The organism is Pseudomonas sp. XK-1 (genome assembly GCF_038069885.1).
In the GTDB taxonomy this organism is placed as follows: Bacteria; Pseudomonadota; Gammaproteobacteria; order Pseudomonadales; family Pseudomonadaceae; genus Aquipseudomonas.
In genome coordinates, this window is sequence record NZ_JBBPES010000003.1 from 43,482 (window position 1) to 59,768 (window position 16,287).

Consider the following 16,287-nt stretch of genomic DNA (forward strand, 5'->3'; position numbering starts at 1 on the left):
ATGAACATTGCCAACCCCCATCTGAAATTCGCCTCGCAAGCCGTGGCCAAGCCGTACTTCGTGTTTGCCCTGATGCTGTTCCTCGGGCAGATCCTGTTCGGCTTGATCATGGGCCTGCAGTACGTGGTCGGCGACTTCCTGTTCCCGCTGATCCCCTTCAACGTGGCGCGCATGGTGCACACCAACCTGCTGATCGTCTGGCTGCTGTTCGGCTTTATGGGCGCGGCCTACTACCTGATACCCGAGGAAGCCGACCGCGAGCTGCACAGCCCGTTGCTGGCGATGATCCTGTTCTGGGTGTTCGCCGCCGCCGGCGTGCTGACCATTCTCGGCTACCTGTTCGTGCCCTATGCGGGCCTGGCCAAGATGACCGGCAATGATCTGCTGCCGACCATGGGCCGGGAGTTCCTCGAACAGCCGACCATCACCAAGATGGGCATAGTAGTGGTCGCCCTGGGCTTTCTCTACAACATCGGCATGACCCTGCTTAAAGGGCGCAAGACCACCATCAGCATGGTCATGATGACCGGTTTGATCGGGCTGGCGGTGTTCTTCCTGTTCTCCTTCTACAACCCGGAAAACCTGGCGCGCGACAAGTACTACTGGTGGTTTGTGGTGCACCTGTGGGTGGAAGGCGTGTGGGAACTGATCATGGGCGCGATGCTCGCCTTCGTCCTGATCAAGGTCACCGGGGTGGACCGTGAAGTGGTCGAGAAGTGGCTGTATGTGATCATCGCCATGGCCCTGATCACCGGCATCCTCGGTACAGGTCACCACTTCTTCTGGATAGGTGCACCCGAGGTCTGGTTGTGGGTCGGCTCGATCTTCTCGGCGATGGAACCGATACCCTTCTTCGCCATGGTGCTGTTCGCCTTCACCATGGTCGGCAATCGGCGTCGGCAGCACCCCAACCGCGCCGCCACCCTGTGGGCCAAGGGCACGACCGTGACCGCGTTCTTTGGCGCTGGCGTGTGGGGCTTCCTGCATACCCTGGCCCCGGTGAATTTCTACACCCACGGTTCGCAGCTCACCGCGGCCCATGGCCACCTGGCGTTCTACGGGGCCTACGCGATGATCGTGATGACCATGATCAGCTATGCCATGCCACGCTTGCGCGGCCTTGGTGAAGCACCGGATGAGCGCGCGCAGACCGTCGAGATCTGGGGCTTCTGGCTGATGACCCTGTCGATGGTGGCGATCACCCTGTTCCTCACCGCCGCCGGTGTGGTGCAGGTACAGCTGCAACGCTGGCCCACGGATGGCACCGCGCTGTCGTTTATGAACACCGTCGACCAGATGGCCGTGTTCTTCTGGTTGCGCCTGGCTGCCGGGGTGGTCTTCCTGATCGGCCTGATCTGCTACCTGTACAGCTTCAAGCAGCGTGGCCGGGCCACGGCCCGCGACGAAGCCGCCCTGGCCATTGCGGCCTAAGCGGGGACATCCGTTAACTTTCGGCCCGGCTGGTAGAGCGGGCCGTTTTTGCATTGGTGGGGATGAGTGGTCGCAATACCTAGGGTGCGCCGTGCGCACCCAGGATGATGCAACCAGCGCTGGTGCGCACGGCGCGCTCTACGAAGCAGGCTTCAACAACCCATTGGGATATACGCATAAAAGAGGTGAAGCAGATGGCTTTTACCGTCGAAGTGGAAGAATGGGTGGGCAGCGTCTGGCACCGCTTTATCACCCGCCGCGCCAGCCCGGACTTTCCCGAGGCGCGGGTCGAACTGGCCAGCATGCAGCGGCCCCTGGCGTTGTTGTTCCGCGCCATGGGTGGTGCCAGCGGGGTCGGCGTGGAGGCCGCCAGCGCGCGCGATCTGCTGTTGCGGCGCAACCTGCTGCAACAGGTGGCCGGCACCTGCAAACAGATGCCGGTGGCCTGGTGCGATGCCAGCAACCTGCGCCTGCCGCCGAGCCTGGCGGTGTACCCCGAGGTCGCGCTGAATCAGGACCTCTACCGCTGGCTGGCGCTGCTCGCCGCACAAGCGGGGCCGATGCGCCACTGGGCGCGGGATAACCAGCGCTGGACCCAGCAACTGCTGCAAACCTATCCGGCCCTGCGCCCGCGCTACCAGCGCCTGGTCGAGGCTCATCTGCAGGTGCGCCCGGACCCCGGCTCGCTGGCCAAGGGCGAGGCCGAACTGGAGATCGCGCTCTGTCAGGCCCTGCGCGAACCAGGCAGCGTCGAGCATTTCCCCCGCAGCGAACGGGCACCCTGGCCGCTGCCGCTGTGGCTGTACCCGGCGCAAAACCTCGGCCAGCCCCAGGCCTGTGAGTTGGGCGAGGAGAGCGAAGGTAACCTGCTGACCCCGCCGGGCGAAAGCAAGGGTGGGCCCAAGCGCGCCAAGCGGGTCGAGGAAAGCACCAGCAAGGGCGGCCTGCTGATCTTCCGCCTGGAGAACCTGTTCAGCTGGTCCGAGCATGTCGAACTGGATCGCTGCACGGACGACAGCGAAGACCTGGACGCCGCGCGGGTCGCCGAGGACCTCGACGAACTGGCCCTGTCCAAGCAACGCCTGCGCAAGGGCGGCGGGCTCAAGTTGCACCTCGACCTGCCGCCGGCGGATGTCGACGATATTCCGCTGGGCGAAGGCATCAAGCTGCCAGAGTGGGATTATCGCAAGCAGAGCCTGCGCGAGGATTTCGTCAACCTGCAGATGATGCTGCCGCGCGGCAGCGAGGCGCAGCCGCTGCCCTTGCGTCTGGCTCCATTGGCCAAACGCCTGCGCCGGCAGTTCGAGCACCTGCGCAACGATCGCCAGTGGCTGCGTCAGCAGCCCCAGGGCTCGGAACTGGATATGCAGGCCTGGCTGGATTTTCATGTCGAGCGTCAGCATGGCCAGTGCGCCGAACGTGGCCTGTTTATGGAGCAGCGGCAAACCCGCCGCGACCTGGCCTGCCTGCTGCTGGCGGATGTGTCGATGTCCACCGACGCCCACCTGGACGACCAGCACCGGGTCATCGAGGTGATCAACGACAGCCTGCTGCTGTTCGGTGAAACCCTGTCGGCCCTGGGGGACGAGTTCGCCCTCTACGGCTTTTCCTCCCTGCGTCGCCAGCAGGTGCGCATGCTCGAACTGAAATCCTTCAAGCAGCGTTACGACGACAACACCCGTGGGCGCATTCAGGCGCTCAAGCCCGGCTACTACACCCGTATGGGCGCGGCCATTCGCCAGGCCACCGCGCTGCTCGGGGCCTGCAAACAGCGGCGCAAGCTGCTGCTGTTGGTGACCGATGGCAAACCCAACGACCTGGACCTCTACGAAGGCCGCTATGGCGTCGAGGACACCCGCGAAGCGGTGCTGCAGGCGCGGCGTCATGGGCTGTTGCCGTTCTGCATCACCATCGACAGCCAGGCGGGGGATTACCTGCCCTATATGTTCGGTGCCAATGGCTACACCCAGATCCGCCAGCCCCAGCAATTACCCCTGCGCCTGCCGCAGTTATATCGGCAGTTGACCCAGGTGTAGCCAGCCATCGCGACTGAGAGCGGGTGCGCGCGGCCTAGGCGGCCCCGCGCACCCTACGGCGGGGAGGGCCTTGGTGCGCACGTGGAGGATGGGTAGGGTGCGCCGTGCGCACCGATTGTCAGCAGAGGCACTTGGGGGGCTGCTCAGGCAATACTGCGCGGCAACCACACAATCATCACCGCACAAAACACCGTCAGGCCGATGCAGAACCACATAAAGCGCCGTTGCCGGCGCTCGCCCGCGCCGTCGCTCAGGGCTGGTAGAGGCATGCCGCAGTTATCGCACTCGGCTTCCCCGGGGGGATTGTCTTGCTGGCAATACAGGCATTTAGGCATGGCAAGCGCTCACGGGCGAAGACCGGCGTATCACTCGAACTGCTCCAGGCGCAGGCGATCGACAATAACGATCTGGCGGCCTTCCTGAGTGATGATTTCCTCATCGATCAGGCGGCGCATGATCCGCGAAAAGGTCTCCGGCTGGATCGACAGATGCCCCGCGATCAGCTGCTTGGCCATCGGCAGTTCGAAGTTGTTGCCCGCATCCGGCTGGCGCGCGAGCTGGGTGATCAGGTAGCGCACCACGCGGTGGGTGGCGTTTTTCAGCGACAGGGTTTCAATCTCGTTGACCCGCTGGTGCAAGCGCACGCAGAGCTTGCCGAGGAGGGCGAAGGTCAGTGACCTATTGCTCTGCAGCAGGCGCATATAGGTGCTGTTGGCGATGCGGTAGAGCTGGGTAGGACACACCGCCTCGGCCGAGGCGACGTAATTGGGTGTATCCATCAGCATCATGGCTTCGGCGAAGGTCTGCCGATTGCCGATGACCTCGAATACCTTCTCCTGCCCGTCCGGGGTCAGGCGGTAGATCTTCACCGCCCCGGCGATAACGAAATAGAACGAATGGGCCGGCTCGCCCTGACGGAACAAGGGCTCACCCTTGTCGATGCTGAGCAGCTGGCTGGTGCTCATCAGCTCATCCATCTGCTCTTCGTTCAACGGCTCGAACAAGTGGTGATTGCGGAGAATCTGGTGATGAACGCGGTGAAGCACCATAAAACACATCCTGATTGTTTGGCTTGAAGCCTAGAACGGCCTGGAACCCGGCCTGTGCGCGACAGACTGAAGGCGGGGGTCTGTTGTGGGCAACGCAGTACTAGCCGGCGGTTGCAATCCAATGCTGTACGGGCAGCGCCAGGGGCGCGCTGGCAGCGTGCGGATAATCGCCGCTGGCGGCCGGCAGCGTGGTGGACGCCAGACTCAGGGCAACACCACTGGCCAAAGCCAGTCCCGAGGCGAGGACCAGGTAGCAGGCGATCAGTTGCAGAACGTTTTTCATGGAGACTCCCGGCATGGCGCTCATGGGCTGGTATGGGGTTATGGATAGCTATCCCTGCTTACCCAGAGCAAGCCGCATGCCACATGCAACTCATTGAATTTAAAGGTTTTAATGGGTTGCTATGGTAATTATGACCATGGCCAATCAGGGTTATAAATACCTTTATGGTCGTTATGACCACAAAGCAGCTGGCGCACTGCTCACTCCGCCGCTTGGGAGGGCAGCGGTTCGCGGGCCATAGGCTGGGCTTGGGTGTTGCGCGGCTGGGAAAAATCGCTGGCGATAATGCGGCTCATGTCCGCGAACAGCGCATCGGCTTCCTCCGCGCTGCAGTCTTCCCGGTAGCGTTTGCGCAGGCCATAGCTGCTGAGGGTGATATGCACTCCGGCACTGATGCCATGCTGAGCCAGACAGGCGCTGACGCAGTGCAGGGGGCAGCCGTCGATGGCCAGGATCGGGCGGCTGGAGCAGGCCTTGCTGACCAGCGCCTGGACATTGCCGCCGACGCCGGCAATGCAGGACATTTCCGCCAGGCCGGCACGATCCAGACGCACGGCCAGGGTATTGGCCAGTTGCGCCACGTTGGAGCAGCCAGAGCAGGAGTAGACCAGGGGGAGAGTTGTCTTGGACATTACGCGTGTCCTCCGGCGTCAAGAGTCTGCCCAGTTTGACCAGGGTGCGGCAGCTGACGTTGACCAAAGTCAATTCTGCCCATGCAGGCTCCTAGTCGTAGTTAATCAGCTCTTGCAGGTCGATGATTTCGATGTTGCGGCGCTGTACGGCAATCACCCCCGAGTCGATCAGGCGGTGAAGAATGCGCGAGAACGTCTCCGGCTGGATGCCCAGCCTTGAAGCGATCAGGCGTTTCGGCACATCGAGCATGATCACCCCGTTGCCTTCCTCGTGGGCCTGGGCGAGAAAACGCCTGACCCGGTGACAGGCGTTGGCCAGGGTCAGGGTGTCGATCTCGTTCAGGCGCTGGTGCAGGCGAATGCTCAGGGTGGCGAGAATGTCCAGGCAGATGCTCGGGTGTTCTTCCAGCAGGCGGCGGTATTGCGTGCCGTGCAGGCTGGCCACCTGAGAGGTTTTCAGGGCAGTGGCGCTGACCGGGTACTGCGCCACACCGGTGAACAGCAGCGCTTCGGCAAAGGATTCGCCGGCGCGGATGATCTCCACCAGTTTTTCCTGGCCGTCGCAGACCACACGATGCAGCTTCACCTGGCCGCTGAAGACGAAAAAGAAGCGCTCGGCCTTGTCGCCCTGGTGGAACAGCGAAGCGCCCGTCGCCAGGCGCTTGAGGTTGGCCGAGGCGCACACCTCCTGCAACGCCGCCTCCGGTAGCCGGCTGAACAGGTGGTGACGGCGCAACTGTGCGACAAGTGACGGTTCGGTCAGCATGGTGTCTCCCAGGATGCCGCTCGGGATTGCTCGGGACTGCATGCTAGGAGGCCTAAGGGCGTCACTTCCTTGATTTCAAACAAGTCCGGGCGCGACGGCCCGTATGGCCAGCTAGAAGGGCACATCCGCCCTCTGTCGGCGCGGCTCAACTCCAGCCCCAGAACTGCAACCACCAGCCATAGCCGACCCCGGCCGAACCCAGCGCCAGACAACCGAACGCGGCGAGGCGACTGAGCCCACGCGCGCCATGGCGGCCCAGCACCTGCCAACCCAGCCACAGACTCCAGGTAATCGCACCGGCGAGCAGGCCCGCGCGGGCCGGCTGCACCCAGGCCAGGGCCAGGCCTTCGTAGCGCAGCAGCTTGACGGTGGTGGCGCTTAGACCGAGAAACAGGCCACTGGCACCGAGCGGAATCAGGCTCAAGGCCAGGTGCTCGAACACATTGCCAGTGCGCGACACCAGCGAGGCCGCGGCCCGTAGCAGCAGCCACAAACCGCCACCGAGCAGCAGCGCGCTGGCCGCCAGGTAAAACAGGATCAGCAGGCCATCGAGCCAGCTGAACAGGTCGTTGGCCTGCGGGTAGTGGGTCAGCAGCCACCAGGGCGCATCGGCCTGCAGCAGCCAGTAGCTATCGTGCTCGACCAGCCAGGTCGCCGCCATCTGCTTCAGGCTGACGAACCAGGGGCTGACCGTCCATCGAAAGGCCCCCATGGCCAGGCCGATTACGCCGAACAGCAACAGGCTGCTGTCCCAATGGCTGGCGTGCTGCGGTCCGACGATCAGCACTTCAGCGTTCGGCGAGCGCGCGCTCAGCCTCACCGCGCCGCGCTGTCCGCTGCAACGCCCGCAGGCGTGACAGTCGGCTGCGCCCCGCATGCGGCGGATATCCAGCAGCGGCGCGCAGTTGGGCGGCGGCTGGCGCGGCGGCGGATTGTCCAGCCAGCGCTGCTCATCGACCCGGTAATACAGGGGTGCCAGGCGGGCGAGGAGGGCGAACACGCCGCTGACCGGGCACAGATAACGGCACCAGACGCGCTTGCCGCGACCATAGAGAAAGCCCACCAGCATCGCCGCCAGGGTCGAGCCGCCGAGAATCAGCAAGGCCGCCTGGGCGTAGTCGTAGACGCTGATCAACTGGCCATAAACAGTGGTGAGGATAAACGCCAGGGTCGGCCAGCCGCCCCAGCGAATCCAGCGCGGGGTGCCGCGGCCCAGCCCGCGCCAGCTGATCCATTCGCTCAGCGCGCCTTCGGGGCACAGCACCCCGCACCAGAGTCGGCCGAACAGCACGATGGACAGCAGCACGAACGGCCACCAGACGCCCCAGAAAATAAACTGGGCGAGCAGCGTCAGGTTGTCGAGTATCCGCGCCTGGCTGGACGGCAACGGTAGCAGCGCCGGCAGCACCAGCAACAGACCATAGAAGGCCACCACCGCCCACTGCACGCCACGAATCAGCCGCCCGTGACGACGCAGGGCATCGCCCAGGTCGCCGAGCAGGGCATTCAACTGGCGCATGGCGACACGGCGGGCGAACTGCGCCACTCGCAGACCCGGTAACCGCTCAGGATGGAACCCAAGCAAGCTGACATGGCGAACTCCGCTGCGCCGCGGCCTGAGGGATCAGTAACCGCCTTTCTTGCCGATGCCGGCGTAGGTGAATTCGTAGCTGAGTTCGCAGCGCTCGAACCAGGGGGCGACGCCGGTTTCCTTGTCGATGTGGCGACCGAACATGGCGTGGCCGCCAGTGGGCGGCAGGAGGCTGTAGGTCAGGTGGTACTTGCCCGGGCCGAACAGCTTGAGGTTGTCGCCATAGTGCGGGCCATCGTTGGCCACCATGGCGTGGAAATCGCCCTTGAGTGCCTGCTCGCTGCCTTCCTTGCGCAACACGAAAGCGACGTGCAGATAGGGCACAAAGCTGCCTTCCGGAAAGCCGTTGGGGTTGCTTTTCAGTGCGCTGATATCGGCTTCCAGGTGCACATCGGAGTCGGCGGCGGGGCGCATCATGCCCGGTGGGTCCATCTCGATCGGTTGCAGATACAGCGCCCCGACCTCCAGACCACCGCATTGCTGGGGCTCACCAATCGGGTATTCCTTGGCCTGGGCACATGCAGCGACCAGCACTAGGGCGAGCGAGAAAGGCAGTTGTGCGCGCATCGACGATTTCCTCTGAGCATTGGCTTGGATGGGGCCTAGCTTAGGGATACGCGATTTAAACAATAATGATTTTCATCAAGATTGATCTTTGCCGGCAAGATAATTGGCCAGATCAGCATCCGTGCATGTATTTCGTGCCGGGGCAGGGCATCAATGACTCTGCCGCACCACCTCGATACGAAACTGCGGCTCATAGGGCGGCACATTGCATTCGATGATATCGCCCGGTGCCACCTGCAGGTGCACGCCGACTATATCGGCGCGGATCGGCTGCTGGCTGACGCAGCGATCGACCAGCACCGCCGTGCGCACCTGCTGGGCACCCAGGCTGGACAGATAGGCGCAGGTGCGCAGCAGCGAATGACCCTGGTAGAGCACATCATCAATCACCAGCAGCTGGGTATTGGCCAGGTCCAGGGCTGCCAGTTCGGCGCTTTCGGTCAGCGCCGTATGGGCATGCAGCACGCTGAGATCGTCGGCGTAACGCTTGACCTTGAGGGCAAACAACGGCAGTTCGGGCTGCCCGCTCAGCAGCGCCAGCTGTTGCTGCAGCATGCGCGCCAGGGGCTCGCCGCGGCGCAGTATGCCGACCAGGGCGCAGGGCCCAGGCGGCAGCAGAGCCAGGGCCTGACGTGCCATATCGCGGATAACCTGTTCGAGTTCTGTGCTGTCGTACAGACACAAGCGCTGCACCTTGCTGGGGCTTGAACTGGGCATGGACTTAGTTCCCTTGGGCAATTTCTTGGCGGGTGACGGGGAGTAGGGCGGGGAACTCTTCTGGGGTCAGGGTTTCCTTTTCCAGCAACAGCCGGGCACCTTGTTCCAGCTCGTCGCGGCGGCTCTGCAGTAGGCTCTTGGCCCGCGCGTAGGCCTCTTCAATCAGGGCCTTGACGCACAGATCGACCTCGCGAGCGGTCTGCTCGGAATAATCCTTTTCGCGCAGGCTGATCGCCTGTTCCCCCAGATAACTGGCGCTCTGACGCTCCAGCACGGCCTGGCCGAGTTCGCTGCTCATGCCGAAACGGGTGACGATCTGCCGGGCGATATCGGTGACCTTGGCCAGGTCGTCGGCCGCACCGGTGGACACTTCATCGAACACCAGATGTTCGGCCGCACGCCCGGCCAGCAACACCAGCATGCGGTCCTTGAGCTCGCGCAGGGTGATCAGGAAGCGGTCTTCGGTGGGGCGCTGCAGGGTATAACCGAGCGCACCGACTGAACGCGGAATGATCGACACCTTGTGCACCGGGTCCATGCCCACCAGGCTGGCCGCCGCCAGGGCGTGCCCCATTTCGTGATAGGCCACCACCTCACGCTCATGGGGCTGCAGCAGGCGGCCGCGGCGTTCGCTGCCGATCACGATGCGTTCAACCGCTGCAGTGAAATCGGCCATGTCCACCGCCTGTGCGCCGCGCCGGGTGGCGACTATGGTGGCTTCATTGACCAGGTTGGCCAGGTCCGCCCCGGAAAAACCGGTGGTCATCCCGGCGATGCCTTCGATGTCGAGGTCCGCGCCGGCCTGGATGCGCTTCAGATGCACCTTGAGAATGGCGACGCGGCCGCGCCTGTCCGGGCGGTCGATAACGATCTGCCGGTCGAAGCGGCCAGCGCGGAGCAGGGCGGGGTCGAGCACCTCCGGGCGGTTGGTGGCCGCCAGAAGCACCACGCCTTCGCGGGTATCGAAGCCGTCCAGTTCGGCCAGCAACTGGTTGAGGGTTTGCTCCTTCTCGTCGTTGCCGCCAAAGGAGCCGGCCCCGCGCATCTTGCCCAGGGCGTCCAGCTCGTCGATAAAGATGATGCACGGCGCGGCCTTGCGCGCCTGCTCGAACAGATCGCGAACCCGCGCGGCACCGACGCCGACAAACATCTCGACGAATTCGGAACCGGAAATCGAGAAGAAAGGCACCCCAGCCTCACCGGCCACTGCCTTGGCCACCAGGGTCTTGCCGGTGCCGGGCGGGCCAACCAACAGGATGCCCTTGGGAATCCGCGCGCCCAGACGGCTGTACTTGGGCTGATCCTTGAGAAAGGACACCACTTCGAGCAGCTCGGCCTTGGCCTCGTCGATGCCCGCCACGTCGTCGAAAGTCACCCCGGTATCGCGCTGGACAAACACCTTGGCCTTGGATTTGCCGACATTGACCATGCCGCCAAAACCCTGCTTGGCGGCCAGGCCACGAAACAGAAAGGACCAGAAGGCGAAAATCAGGATAAAGGGCAGCAGCCAGCTGAGCAGATTACTGAGCACGCCGTCTGCGCGGGTACCGCTAAAACTCACCTCAGACTGCGCCAGGGCTTCAGCCAGATCGGGCTCGACGCGAATGGTGCTGAACAGCTGACGGTTGTTGATCGGTTCCTTGAGCTTGCCGCTGATCTGCTGCTGTTCGATGCGCAAGTCGCTCAGTTTCTCTTCCTTGAGCAGGCGCATAAATTCGCTGTAGGCAATCGGCTCAACCGCGCTGCGGGCACTCCACCAGTTCTGAAATACCAGCAGCAGGCTGAAGGCCACAAGGAAGAACCAGAGGTTCCATTGATGCTGCTTATCCATGCTGCTGGTCCTCGAGAAGATCTCGTCGACTGCCTTTCTAGCGCAATGCGGCCGAGCCTGCATTGATACCCGTCAACCCGCAGGCCAGTCTCGGCTCAGACTAGGGCACTTCGGCAGCGCCCTGAGCCAGTGGTTTGAAGCGCGAGTGACGCATCAGCTCTTCGGTGCTGAGCAGCTGCTGATAGCGTCGCCCGCGGATGATCCAGGTGGGATAACCGGTGATCTTCTCTTCGATACAGGCCCGGGCCAGCACGCCTTTGCGACCGTTCGGCGAGCACTCGACATAGGGCAATTGCTCGGCCGCAGGGCCAAACAGGCTTTTCTGTTCCTGGCAGGCCGGGCACCAGAATGCACCGTAGAATTTTGCCTCGCTGCGCTGCAGGTGGTTGGCCAGGGCCAGCAGTTGCGGATCGGCACGCGGGGAAAACAGATCGCTGTAGTAGAGATGCAACACAACCACAGCCAGCAAGGCCGTCACGCCACTGCGCAGCAACCAGTTTCGCCAGTCGGTCACGGTCGCCGACTTCGGCCAGATCTGGCTGGCCCGCAGGAAAAACGCCGTCAGCAGCGCCAGCGACAGCAGACACCAGGCGCAGAAGGCCGCCAGCTCTATCCAGCCGACCAGCGTCAGGTAGAGGCTGATGACCAGACCGACCAGGGCAATCAGCCATAGCCGCCGCCAGCGCTGCAAACGGTTCGGCTGTCGCCAGGCATGCACCGCCAGCACCGCATAGAGGGCAAAGCCCCAGAGCGCCAGTGGCACGCCCAGCACCCTTGACCAGCGGCTTTGCTGAATCAGCTGACAAGACGAGCCCTGATCACAAAAGGCCGGTGCCGCATCGCTCAGGGCAGCGAACGAGAGGTATCCGCTGAGCAGCATGCCGGACAAGGCCAGCAGCAACAGTATCCAGTCCGGTGCAGCCGCCCGGGTTTTCTCGACACCGACCCGATCCGTTGCTGCGGAGCGGTGAAGTTTCTTGCTGGTATGTTTACGCATGGGCCAGGTCGATATTCAGAGGGTTCAATTAGCAGGCTAGCACTGGGGCTTTCAGCCTGACAATTTTGTTCGGTAGGCTCAAGCAAGGGCTGAATTGAACATAACAGCCATTTACACGCAGCAGGATCCACGGCCCGTAGCCTGACCCGATACTTCGTATAATGTATATTATGTTAAATAGACTGTGTGGTGACCAATACGAGATGCGTTTGCCTAGCCCGCGTCTACCAAAAGGGGAATAACAGCGTGATACAGGTATCCCCATGTCGGAATGCCGTGCATCAACAGAACCGTGCCTTTATGGGCAAGACCGGAATCGACATAACGAACCGTGACCGGTATGTGAGCAGCCGTATATGCCGGAAGCTCGATCTCCTTTTGCAAGTCTCTGAATTCTTCCCAATGGGTCCTATCGGTCATTAGTCGCTCCACTGTGCCTCGAATGAATAGGTCATGCTGATAGGCTAACTACCCGCTGCAAGCGTCCAGACCGCTAATAAGAGCATGGCCAGCAATATCAGGCAGCCGAGCAGAAATAGCCGCAGGCGCATAGGCACGTAGTTCGAGCCTACATGCACATATGCGTGTGCGTACCGACTCAGAACGAACAGCCAGGCCAGCACAATGGCAATCGCACCAGCCGCATTGATATTGAAGAGAAGCAGGCAGAGTACGTAAAACAGAATTGGCGCTTCAAACTGGTTGGCTATGTTGTTGGATACCTTGACGACATCCTCTGGCCAGACCCGATTATCCAAAGCAGCTTGCTGACGGTTTACCTTGCCTGACCTGACAGCGCTGGCCTTTCTGACCCCAAGCACGATGTACATGATCAGGGTCAGCAGAATCTGCGCCAAGACGGGCCATAAAATGTGGTTGGAGTTCATTGAGCCGCCCTCCTCTGCGAGCCTGTTATTGGCGAATCAATGCCTGCTTTGCGCTGTTCTTCTCGACGACGTCTGACCTCAAGAAGAACAGGAGGCACCAGCAAAAGCAGTCCCAATCCGAATCCGGCAACGCCTATATTGATGCCCCCCAGGATAGTAACTTCGCTACCGTCAGTGTGTACCATCGAGCCTCCATAGAATCCTCTCAGTACAAATGCTAGGAGGAACCCACCCGTCACCAGCGCGCTAGCCACGGCTGGTAGCAAAATCTCCTTTCTTATCCAGATGAGCCAGAGACATCCCGCGCCAATCAGCGTGTTGGTAATGAGCTGCCAAACATTGTGCAACCGTGCGTGGGCGGGCCACTGCGTATTCCATATATGGGTTTCATTGACCTCCAGGTAAGGGACTCCGACGGCGTAAAGAAAAATACACAGCGTGATCATTATGCGTGCGGTCATGGCTGCAGCACCCTCTCATAGGTAAATAGGTGATTCCGGTTGGCTAATATGACTAAGCGAGCTAAAATGGACGCTGTCAATATAGGAGCGCAAATGGACGCCGTCAATTTGAAAAACCCAGACAAACGTACTGCAGGACAAAAGCACGGTGACTTGCGGACGGCATTGCTGAGTGAGGGCTTGGCATTGCTTGATAACGAGGGCATCGCAAGCGTCACTATCCGTGCGGTAGCCCGCAACGCCGGGGTTGCGCATTCAGCACCAGCTAATCATTTCCCGTCACGAAGTGCGATGTTGACTGCTATCGCCGCGATGATTTTTGCTGAACTGGCAGACATGAGCGTTGCGGCAGTCGCCGGTATGGATGATCAACCGGAACAAGCTTTACAGGCCTTCGCCGATACCTGGTTCCAATTTGCTTTCGACCACCCCAACCGATACCAGCTGCTATGGCAGCGCCAATTGGTGTGCCATGAAGATCCCGGGTTGGAAGGCGAGATGAATCGCGTCTATTCAACGCTGCTTTCAATACTGCAGCGCAACCAGATAGACCGCCGCGTTGATGCAGAGACAGATGCCATTGCGATATGGTCGATGATTCATGGGTATATCAGCATGCGGCTCGACGGCAACCTCGTGGCTGCCAACGATAGCGTTAGCAACCTTCCACGAAACAAAGCAATTTTGCTGTCTCTGATCGATGGCATTTACGGTCGTGACTAATAAGCCTGATCAGTCTGTGTTCGATCGGCAAACCTACTCAGACCGTGCAGATCGTTCGCCATGAGCTGCGGCGCAGTTCTGATCTGAGGAAAGGTATGGTTGTGCCTGCGGATAAGCGCCGGTCTTAATCTGGCATTTATCTTCCCATGGATATCCCCTCCATCGGTGCCAACAATCAGTTTAGCGAGAGTGTACTAGAGAGGTGTCCATACACCGTCGACAGCCGGCGCAGATGCCTGGACTCCGGATGTGTTAACAGCCACAGCTCCGTCTGGCACTCGTCAAGCACATCCGTCAGCTGCACAAGGTTCGGGGCGGACTTCGCTAGGAAAAGTGGCACGATACCCACGCCAAGACCCAGGCTGATCAACTCAATCACGGTCAGGATGCTGTTGACCCGATAAGTCGGCGCGACCTTGGGGAAATGTCGTTTGCGCCACAGTACCGATGGGTGTTCGGGCAACGCGTCGTCCGGGGCCACCCAAGGCACCTTGCCTGCCTCGACATCGGCGTAGCGCTCAATGCCCCCATTCTTCGCAGCGAACAACGCCACCCGAATGGGACCTACATGCTTGCCCACCAAGTGTTGCGGTGGCCGCTTGGTGGCGCGCACCGCAATATCTGCATCGCGGCGTGTCAGGCTGGCCAGCTCATTGCCGGTGTGCAGCTCAAAGCCCAGCAGAGGATGCAGTGCCCTGAGCTCCTTGAGCGCCGGTGCCACAAGACCATGCAAGATCGTATCGGTCGTGGTGATTCGCACAGTGCCAGAAACGTCTTCGGGTCGCAGCTGAGCTGCTGACCGCGCTGATTCGAGCGCAGCTTCCAACTGCTCAGCATGTTCAGCCAATGACTGCGCCAGTTCTGAAGCTTGATACCCCGTACGCGACCGCTCGAACAGTACATGCCCGAGACCACGCTCGATACGCTGCAACGTGCGGAACACCGTGGAAGCGTCCACAGCCAGCCGCTCGCCTGCATCGGCCAGCGTGCCAAAGCGAACCAGAGCCAGCACTGTCTCCAGATCGGCCGCACTCAGCTTGTATTGCGTTGATGCAACCATGACTTGTAGATATGCCTATTTCGATTTCTTATTCGAAACCATACATTCCCACCGTCGCCCACTCAATGGAAACATGCAATGAACCTGACCGTTAACCCCGGCACCTTGCCTTACGGCGTTACGCTGCTTCGCATCAGCCTCGGCGTGATGTGGATTGCCCATGCACTGTTGAAGCTGTTCGTCTTCACCCTGCCGGGTACCGCACAGTTCTTCGCCAGCGTTGGCTTCCCGGGCTTCCTGGCCTATCCAGTGGTCGCCGCCGAACTGCTAGGCGGTCTGGCGTTGGTGTTTGGCATCTACGCACGTCAGGTATCGCTGGCGCTGGTTCCTGTCATGGCGGCGGCCGCATGGGTGCATCTGCCCAACGGCTGGCTGCACACCAGCCCAGACGGTGGTTGGGAGTACCCGGTGTTCCTGACCGCCGTATCCATCGCCCTCTGGCTGATCGGTGACGGAGCGATGGCGGGCCCGGCGCAGCAACCGCTTCGTTCCCACCCTTTGAGGAGATACCCGTGCCTGACACATTCATCCTGGTCAGCCACAAGCTGTGCCCCTACGTTCAGCGCGTTGCGATAGTCCTCTCAGAAAAAGGCATTGCCTTCGAGCGCGTTGACATTGATCTGGCCCATAAGCCTGACTGGTTTCTAAAGGTCTCACCAATGGGTAAGACGCCTGTGCTTCTCGTCAAACACCAGCCGATCTTCGAGTCGGCGGTGATCTGCGAGTACCTTGACGAAACCGTATCGCCGAAAATGCATCCGCAAAATCCCCTGGAGCGCGCCCGGCATCGTGGCTGGATGGAGTTCGGCTCAGCAGTGCTGAATGCCATCGGTGGGTTTTACAACGCGCCTGACGAGGAAACGCTCTCGGCCAAGGCCTCTGATATCCGGGCCAAGTTCGAGCAGATCGAGGTCGAGCTGTGCACTGGGCCGTACTTTGCCGGAAAGAGCTTCACGATGGTGGATGCGGTATTCGGGCCGGTATTCCGCTATTTCGACGTGTTCGAGCAGTTTGAGGACTTTGGGTTCTTCGCTTGCACGCCCCGAGTTCGCGCCTGGCGTGCGGCGCTGGCCGCAAGGGCCTCGGTTCAGGGCGCTGCCGGTCCGGATTACCCGGCATCGTTGCGTGCATTCCTGCTGGCACGCAAGAGCGCTCTGTCGAACCACATACCCCCTCCCCCGCATTTTCCCGAGTACATCCTGCCAACATGACAGTTGAAGCTTTGCCTGCGAAGCCGCTGGTCTCAGATAGCGGTT

General features: G+C 61.3%; 19 protein-coding genes. 5 read left to right on the top strand and 14 right to left on the bottom strand.

What is annotated here, in order from left to right; translation table 11 throughout:
* On the top strand, positions 1-1,431 hold the full coding sequence (locus tag WMW70_RS08550; RefSeq protein WP_341437089.1) for a cbb3-type cytochrome c oxidase subunit I: 1,431 nt from the start codon (positions 1-3) through the stop codon (positions 1,429-1,431).
* A 194-nt stretch (positions 1,432-1,625) separates the two neighbouring features.
* On the top strand, positions 1,626-3,467 hold the full coding sequence (locus WMW70_RS08555) for a nitric oxide reductase activation protein NorD (RefSeq protein WP_341437090.1): 1,842 nt from the start codon (positions 1,626-1,628) through the stop codon (positions 3,465-3,467).
* A gap of 143 nt (positions 3,468-3,610) precedes the next feature.
* Here WMW70_RS08555 and WMW70_RS08560 read toward each other — a convergent pair whose 3' ends face one another.
* The 13 genes from WMW70_RS08560 to WMW70_RS08620 form a co-directional block, all read right to left on the bottom strand.
* A complete protein-coding gene (locus WMW70_RS08560; protein ID WP_341437091.1) occupies positions 3,611-3,802 on the bottom strand; it encodes a DnrP protein in 192 nt (63 codons plus the stop codon).
* 30 nt (positions 3,803-3,832) lie between these two features.
* Complete coding sequence (locus tag WMW70_RS08565; protein ID WP_341437092.1) at positions 3,833-4,516, bottom strand: Crp/Fnr family transcriptional regulator; 684 nt, start codon at positions 4,514-4,516, stop codon at positions 3,833-3,835.
* Between the two features lie 100 nt (positions 4,517-4,616).
* Positions 4,617-4,799 (bottom strand): hypothetical protein, encoded by a 183-nt coding sequence (locus WMW70_RS08570; protein ID WP_341437093.1) that lies wholly within the window; start codon positions 4,797-4,799, stop codon positions 4,617-4,619.
* Between the two features lie 200 nt (positions 4,800-4,999).
* A complete protein-coding gene (locus tag WMW70_RS08575; RefSeq protein WP_341437094.1) occupies positions 5,000-5,431 on the bottom strand; it encodes a putative zinc-binding protein in 432 nt (143 codons plus the stop codon).
* Positions 5,432-5,522: 91 nt separating this feature from the next.
* Positions 5,523-6,197, bottom strand: a complete 675-nt coding sequence (locus WMW70_RS08580) for a Crp/Fnr family transcriptional regulator (RefSeq protein ID WP_341437095.1) — start codon at positions 6,195-6,197, stop codon at positions 5,523-5,525.
* Between the two features lie 145 nt (positions 6,198-6,342).
* On the bottom strand, positions 6,343-7,716 hold the full coding sequence (locus WMW70_RS08585) for a 4Fe-4S binding protein (protein WP_341437096.1): 1,374 nt from the start codon (positions 7,714-7,716) through the stop codon (positions 6,343-6,345).
* Positions 7,717-7,821: 105 nt separating this feature from the next.
* The gene (locus tag WMW70_RS08590) at positions 7,822-8,355 is read right to left on the bottom strand and encodes an iron transporter (RefSeq protein ID WP_341437097.1); all 534 of its coding nucleotides are present in this window, start codon (positions 8,353-8,355) and stop codon (positions 7,822-7,824) included.
* 150 nt (positions 8,356-8,505) lie between these two features.
* Positions 8,506-9,072, bottom strand: coding sequence for a phosphoribosyltransferase family protein (locus WMW70_RS08595; protein WP_341437098.1), 567 nt, complete (start codon positions 9,070-9,072; stop codon positions 8,506-8,508).
* Between the two features lie 4 nt (positions 9,073-9,076).
* Positions 9,077-10,903: an ATP-dependent zinc metalloprotease FtsH gene (ftsH, locus tag WMW70_RS08600; protein WP_341437099.1), complete on the bottom strand. Its 1,827-nt coding sequence runs from the start codon at positions 10,901-10,903 to the stop codon at positions 9,077-9,079.
* Between the two features lie 100 nt (positions 10,904-11,003).
* Entirely contained in the window at positions 11,004-11,900 is an 897-nt protein-coding gene (locus WMW70_RS08605; RefSeq protein WP_341437100.1) for a vitamin K epoxide reductase family protein, read from the bottom strand.
* Positions 11,901-12,113: 213 nt separating this feature from the next.
* Positions 12,114-12,320 carry a hypothetical protein gene (locus WMW70_RS08610; RefSeq protein ID WP_341437101.1) on the bottom strand — a complete coding sequence of 69 codons (207 nt, stop codon included), beginning with the start codon at positions 12,318-12,320 and terminating at the stop codon, positions 12,114-12,116.
* 44 nt (positions 12,321-12,364) lie between these two features.
* Complete coding sequence (locus WMW70_RS08615; protein WP_341437102.1) at positions 12,365-12,787, bottom strand: MAPEG family protein; 423 nt, start codon at positions 12,785-12,787, stop codon at positions 12,365-12,367.
* Complete coding sequence (locus tag WMW70_RS08620) at positions 12,784-13,248, bottom strand: hypothetical protein (protein ID WP_341437103.1); 465 nt, start codon at positions 13,246-13,248, stop codon at positions 12,784-12,786. The genes WMW70_RS08615 and WMW70_RS08620 overlap by 4 nt, the downstream gene beginning before the upstream one ends.
* Before the next feature lie 93 nt (positions 13,249-13,341).
* On the opposite strand from WMW70_RS08620, the gene WMW70_RS08625 reads away from it, so the two are divergent.
* Positions 13,342-13,971, top strand: coding sequence for a TetR/AcrR family transcriptional regulator (locus WMW70_RS08625; RefSeq protein WP_341437104.1), 630 nt, complete (start codon positions 13,342-13,344; stop codon positions 13,969-13,971).
* A gap of 175 nt (positions 13,972-14,146) precedes the next feature.
* Here the strand turns inward: WMW70_RS08625 and WMW70_RS08630 are convergent, their stop codons facing one another.
* Positions 14,147-15,031: a LysR family transcriptional regulator gene (locus WMW70_RS08630; protein WP_341437105.1), complete on the bottom strand. Its 885-nt coding sequence runs from the start codon at positions 15,029-15,031 to the stop codon at positions 14,147-14,149.
* Positions 15,032-15,109: 78 nt separating this feature from the next.
* On the opposite strand from WMW70_RS08630, the gene WMW70_RS08635 reads away from it, so the two are divergent.
* Complete coding sequence (locus WMW70_RS08635) at positions 15,110-15,607, top strand: DoxX family protein (RefSeq protein ID WP_341437106.1); 498 nt, start codon at positions 15,110-15,112, stop codon at positions 15,605-15,607.
* Entirely contained in the window at positions 15,544-16,242 is a 699-nt protein-coding gene (locus WMW70_RS08640; RefSeq protein WP_341437107.1) for a glutathione S-transferase family protein, read from the top strand. The genes WMW70_RS08635 and WMW70_RS08640 overlap by 64 nt, the downstream gene beginning before the upstream one ends.
* Positions 16,243-16,287: the final 45 nt, after the last annotated feature.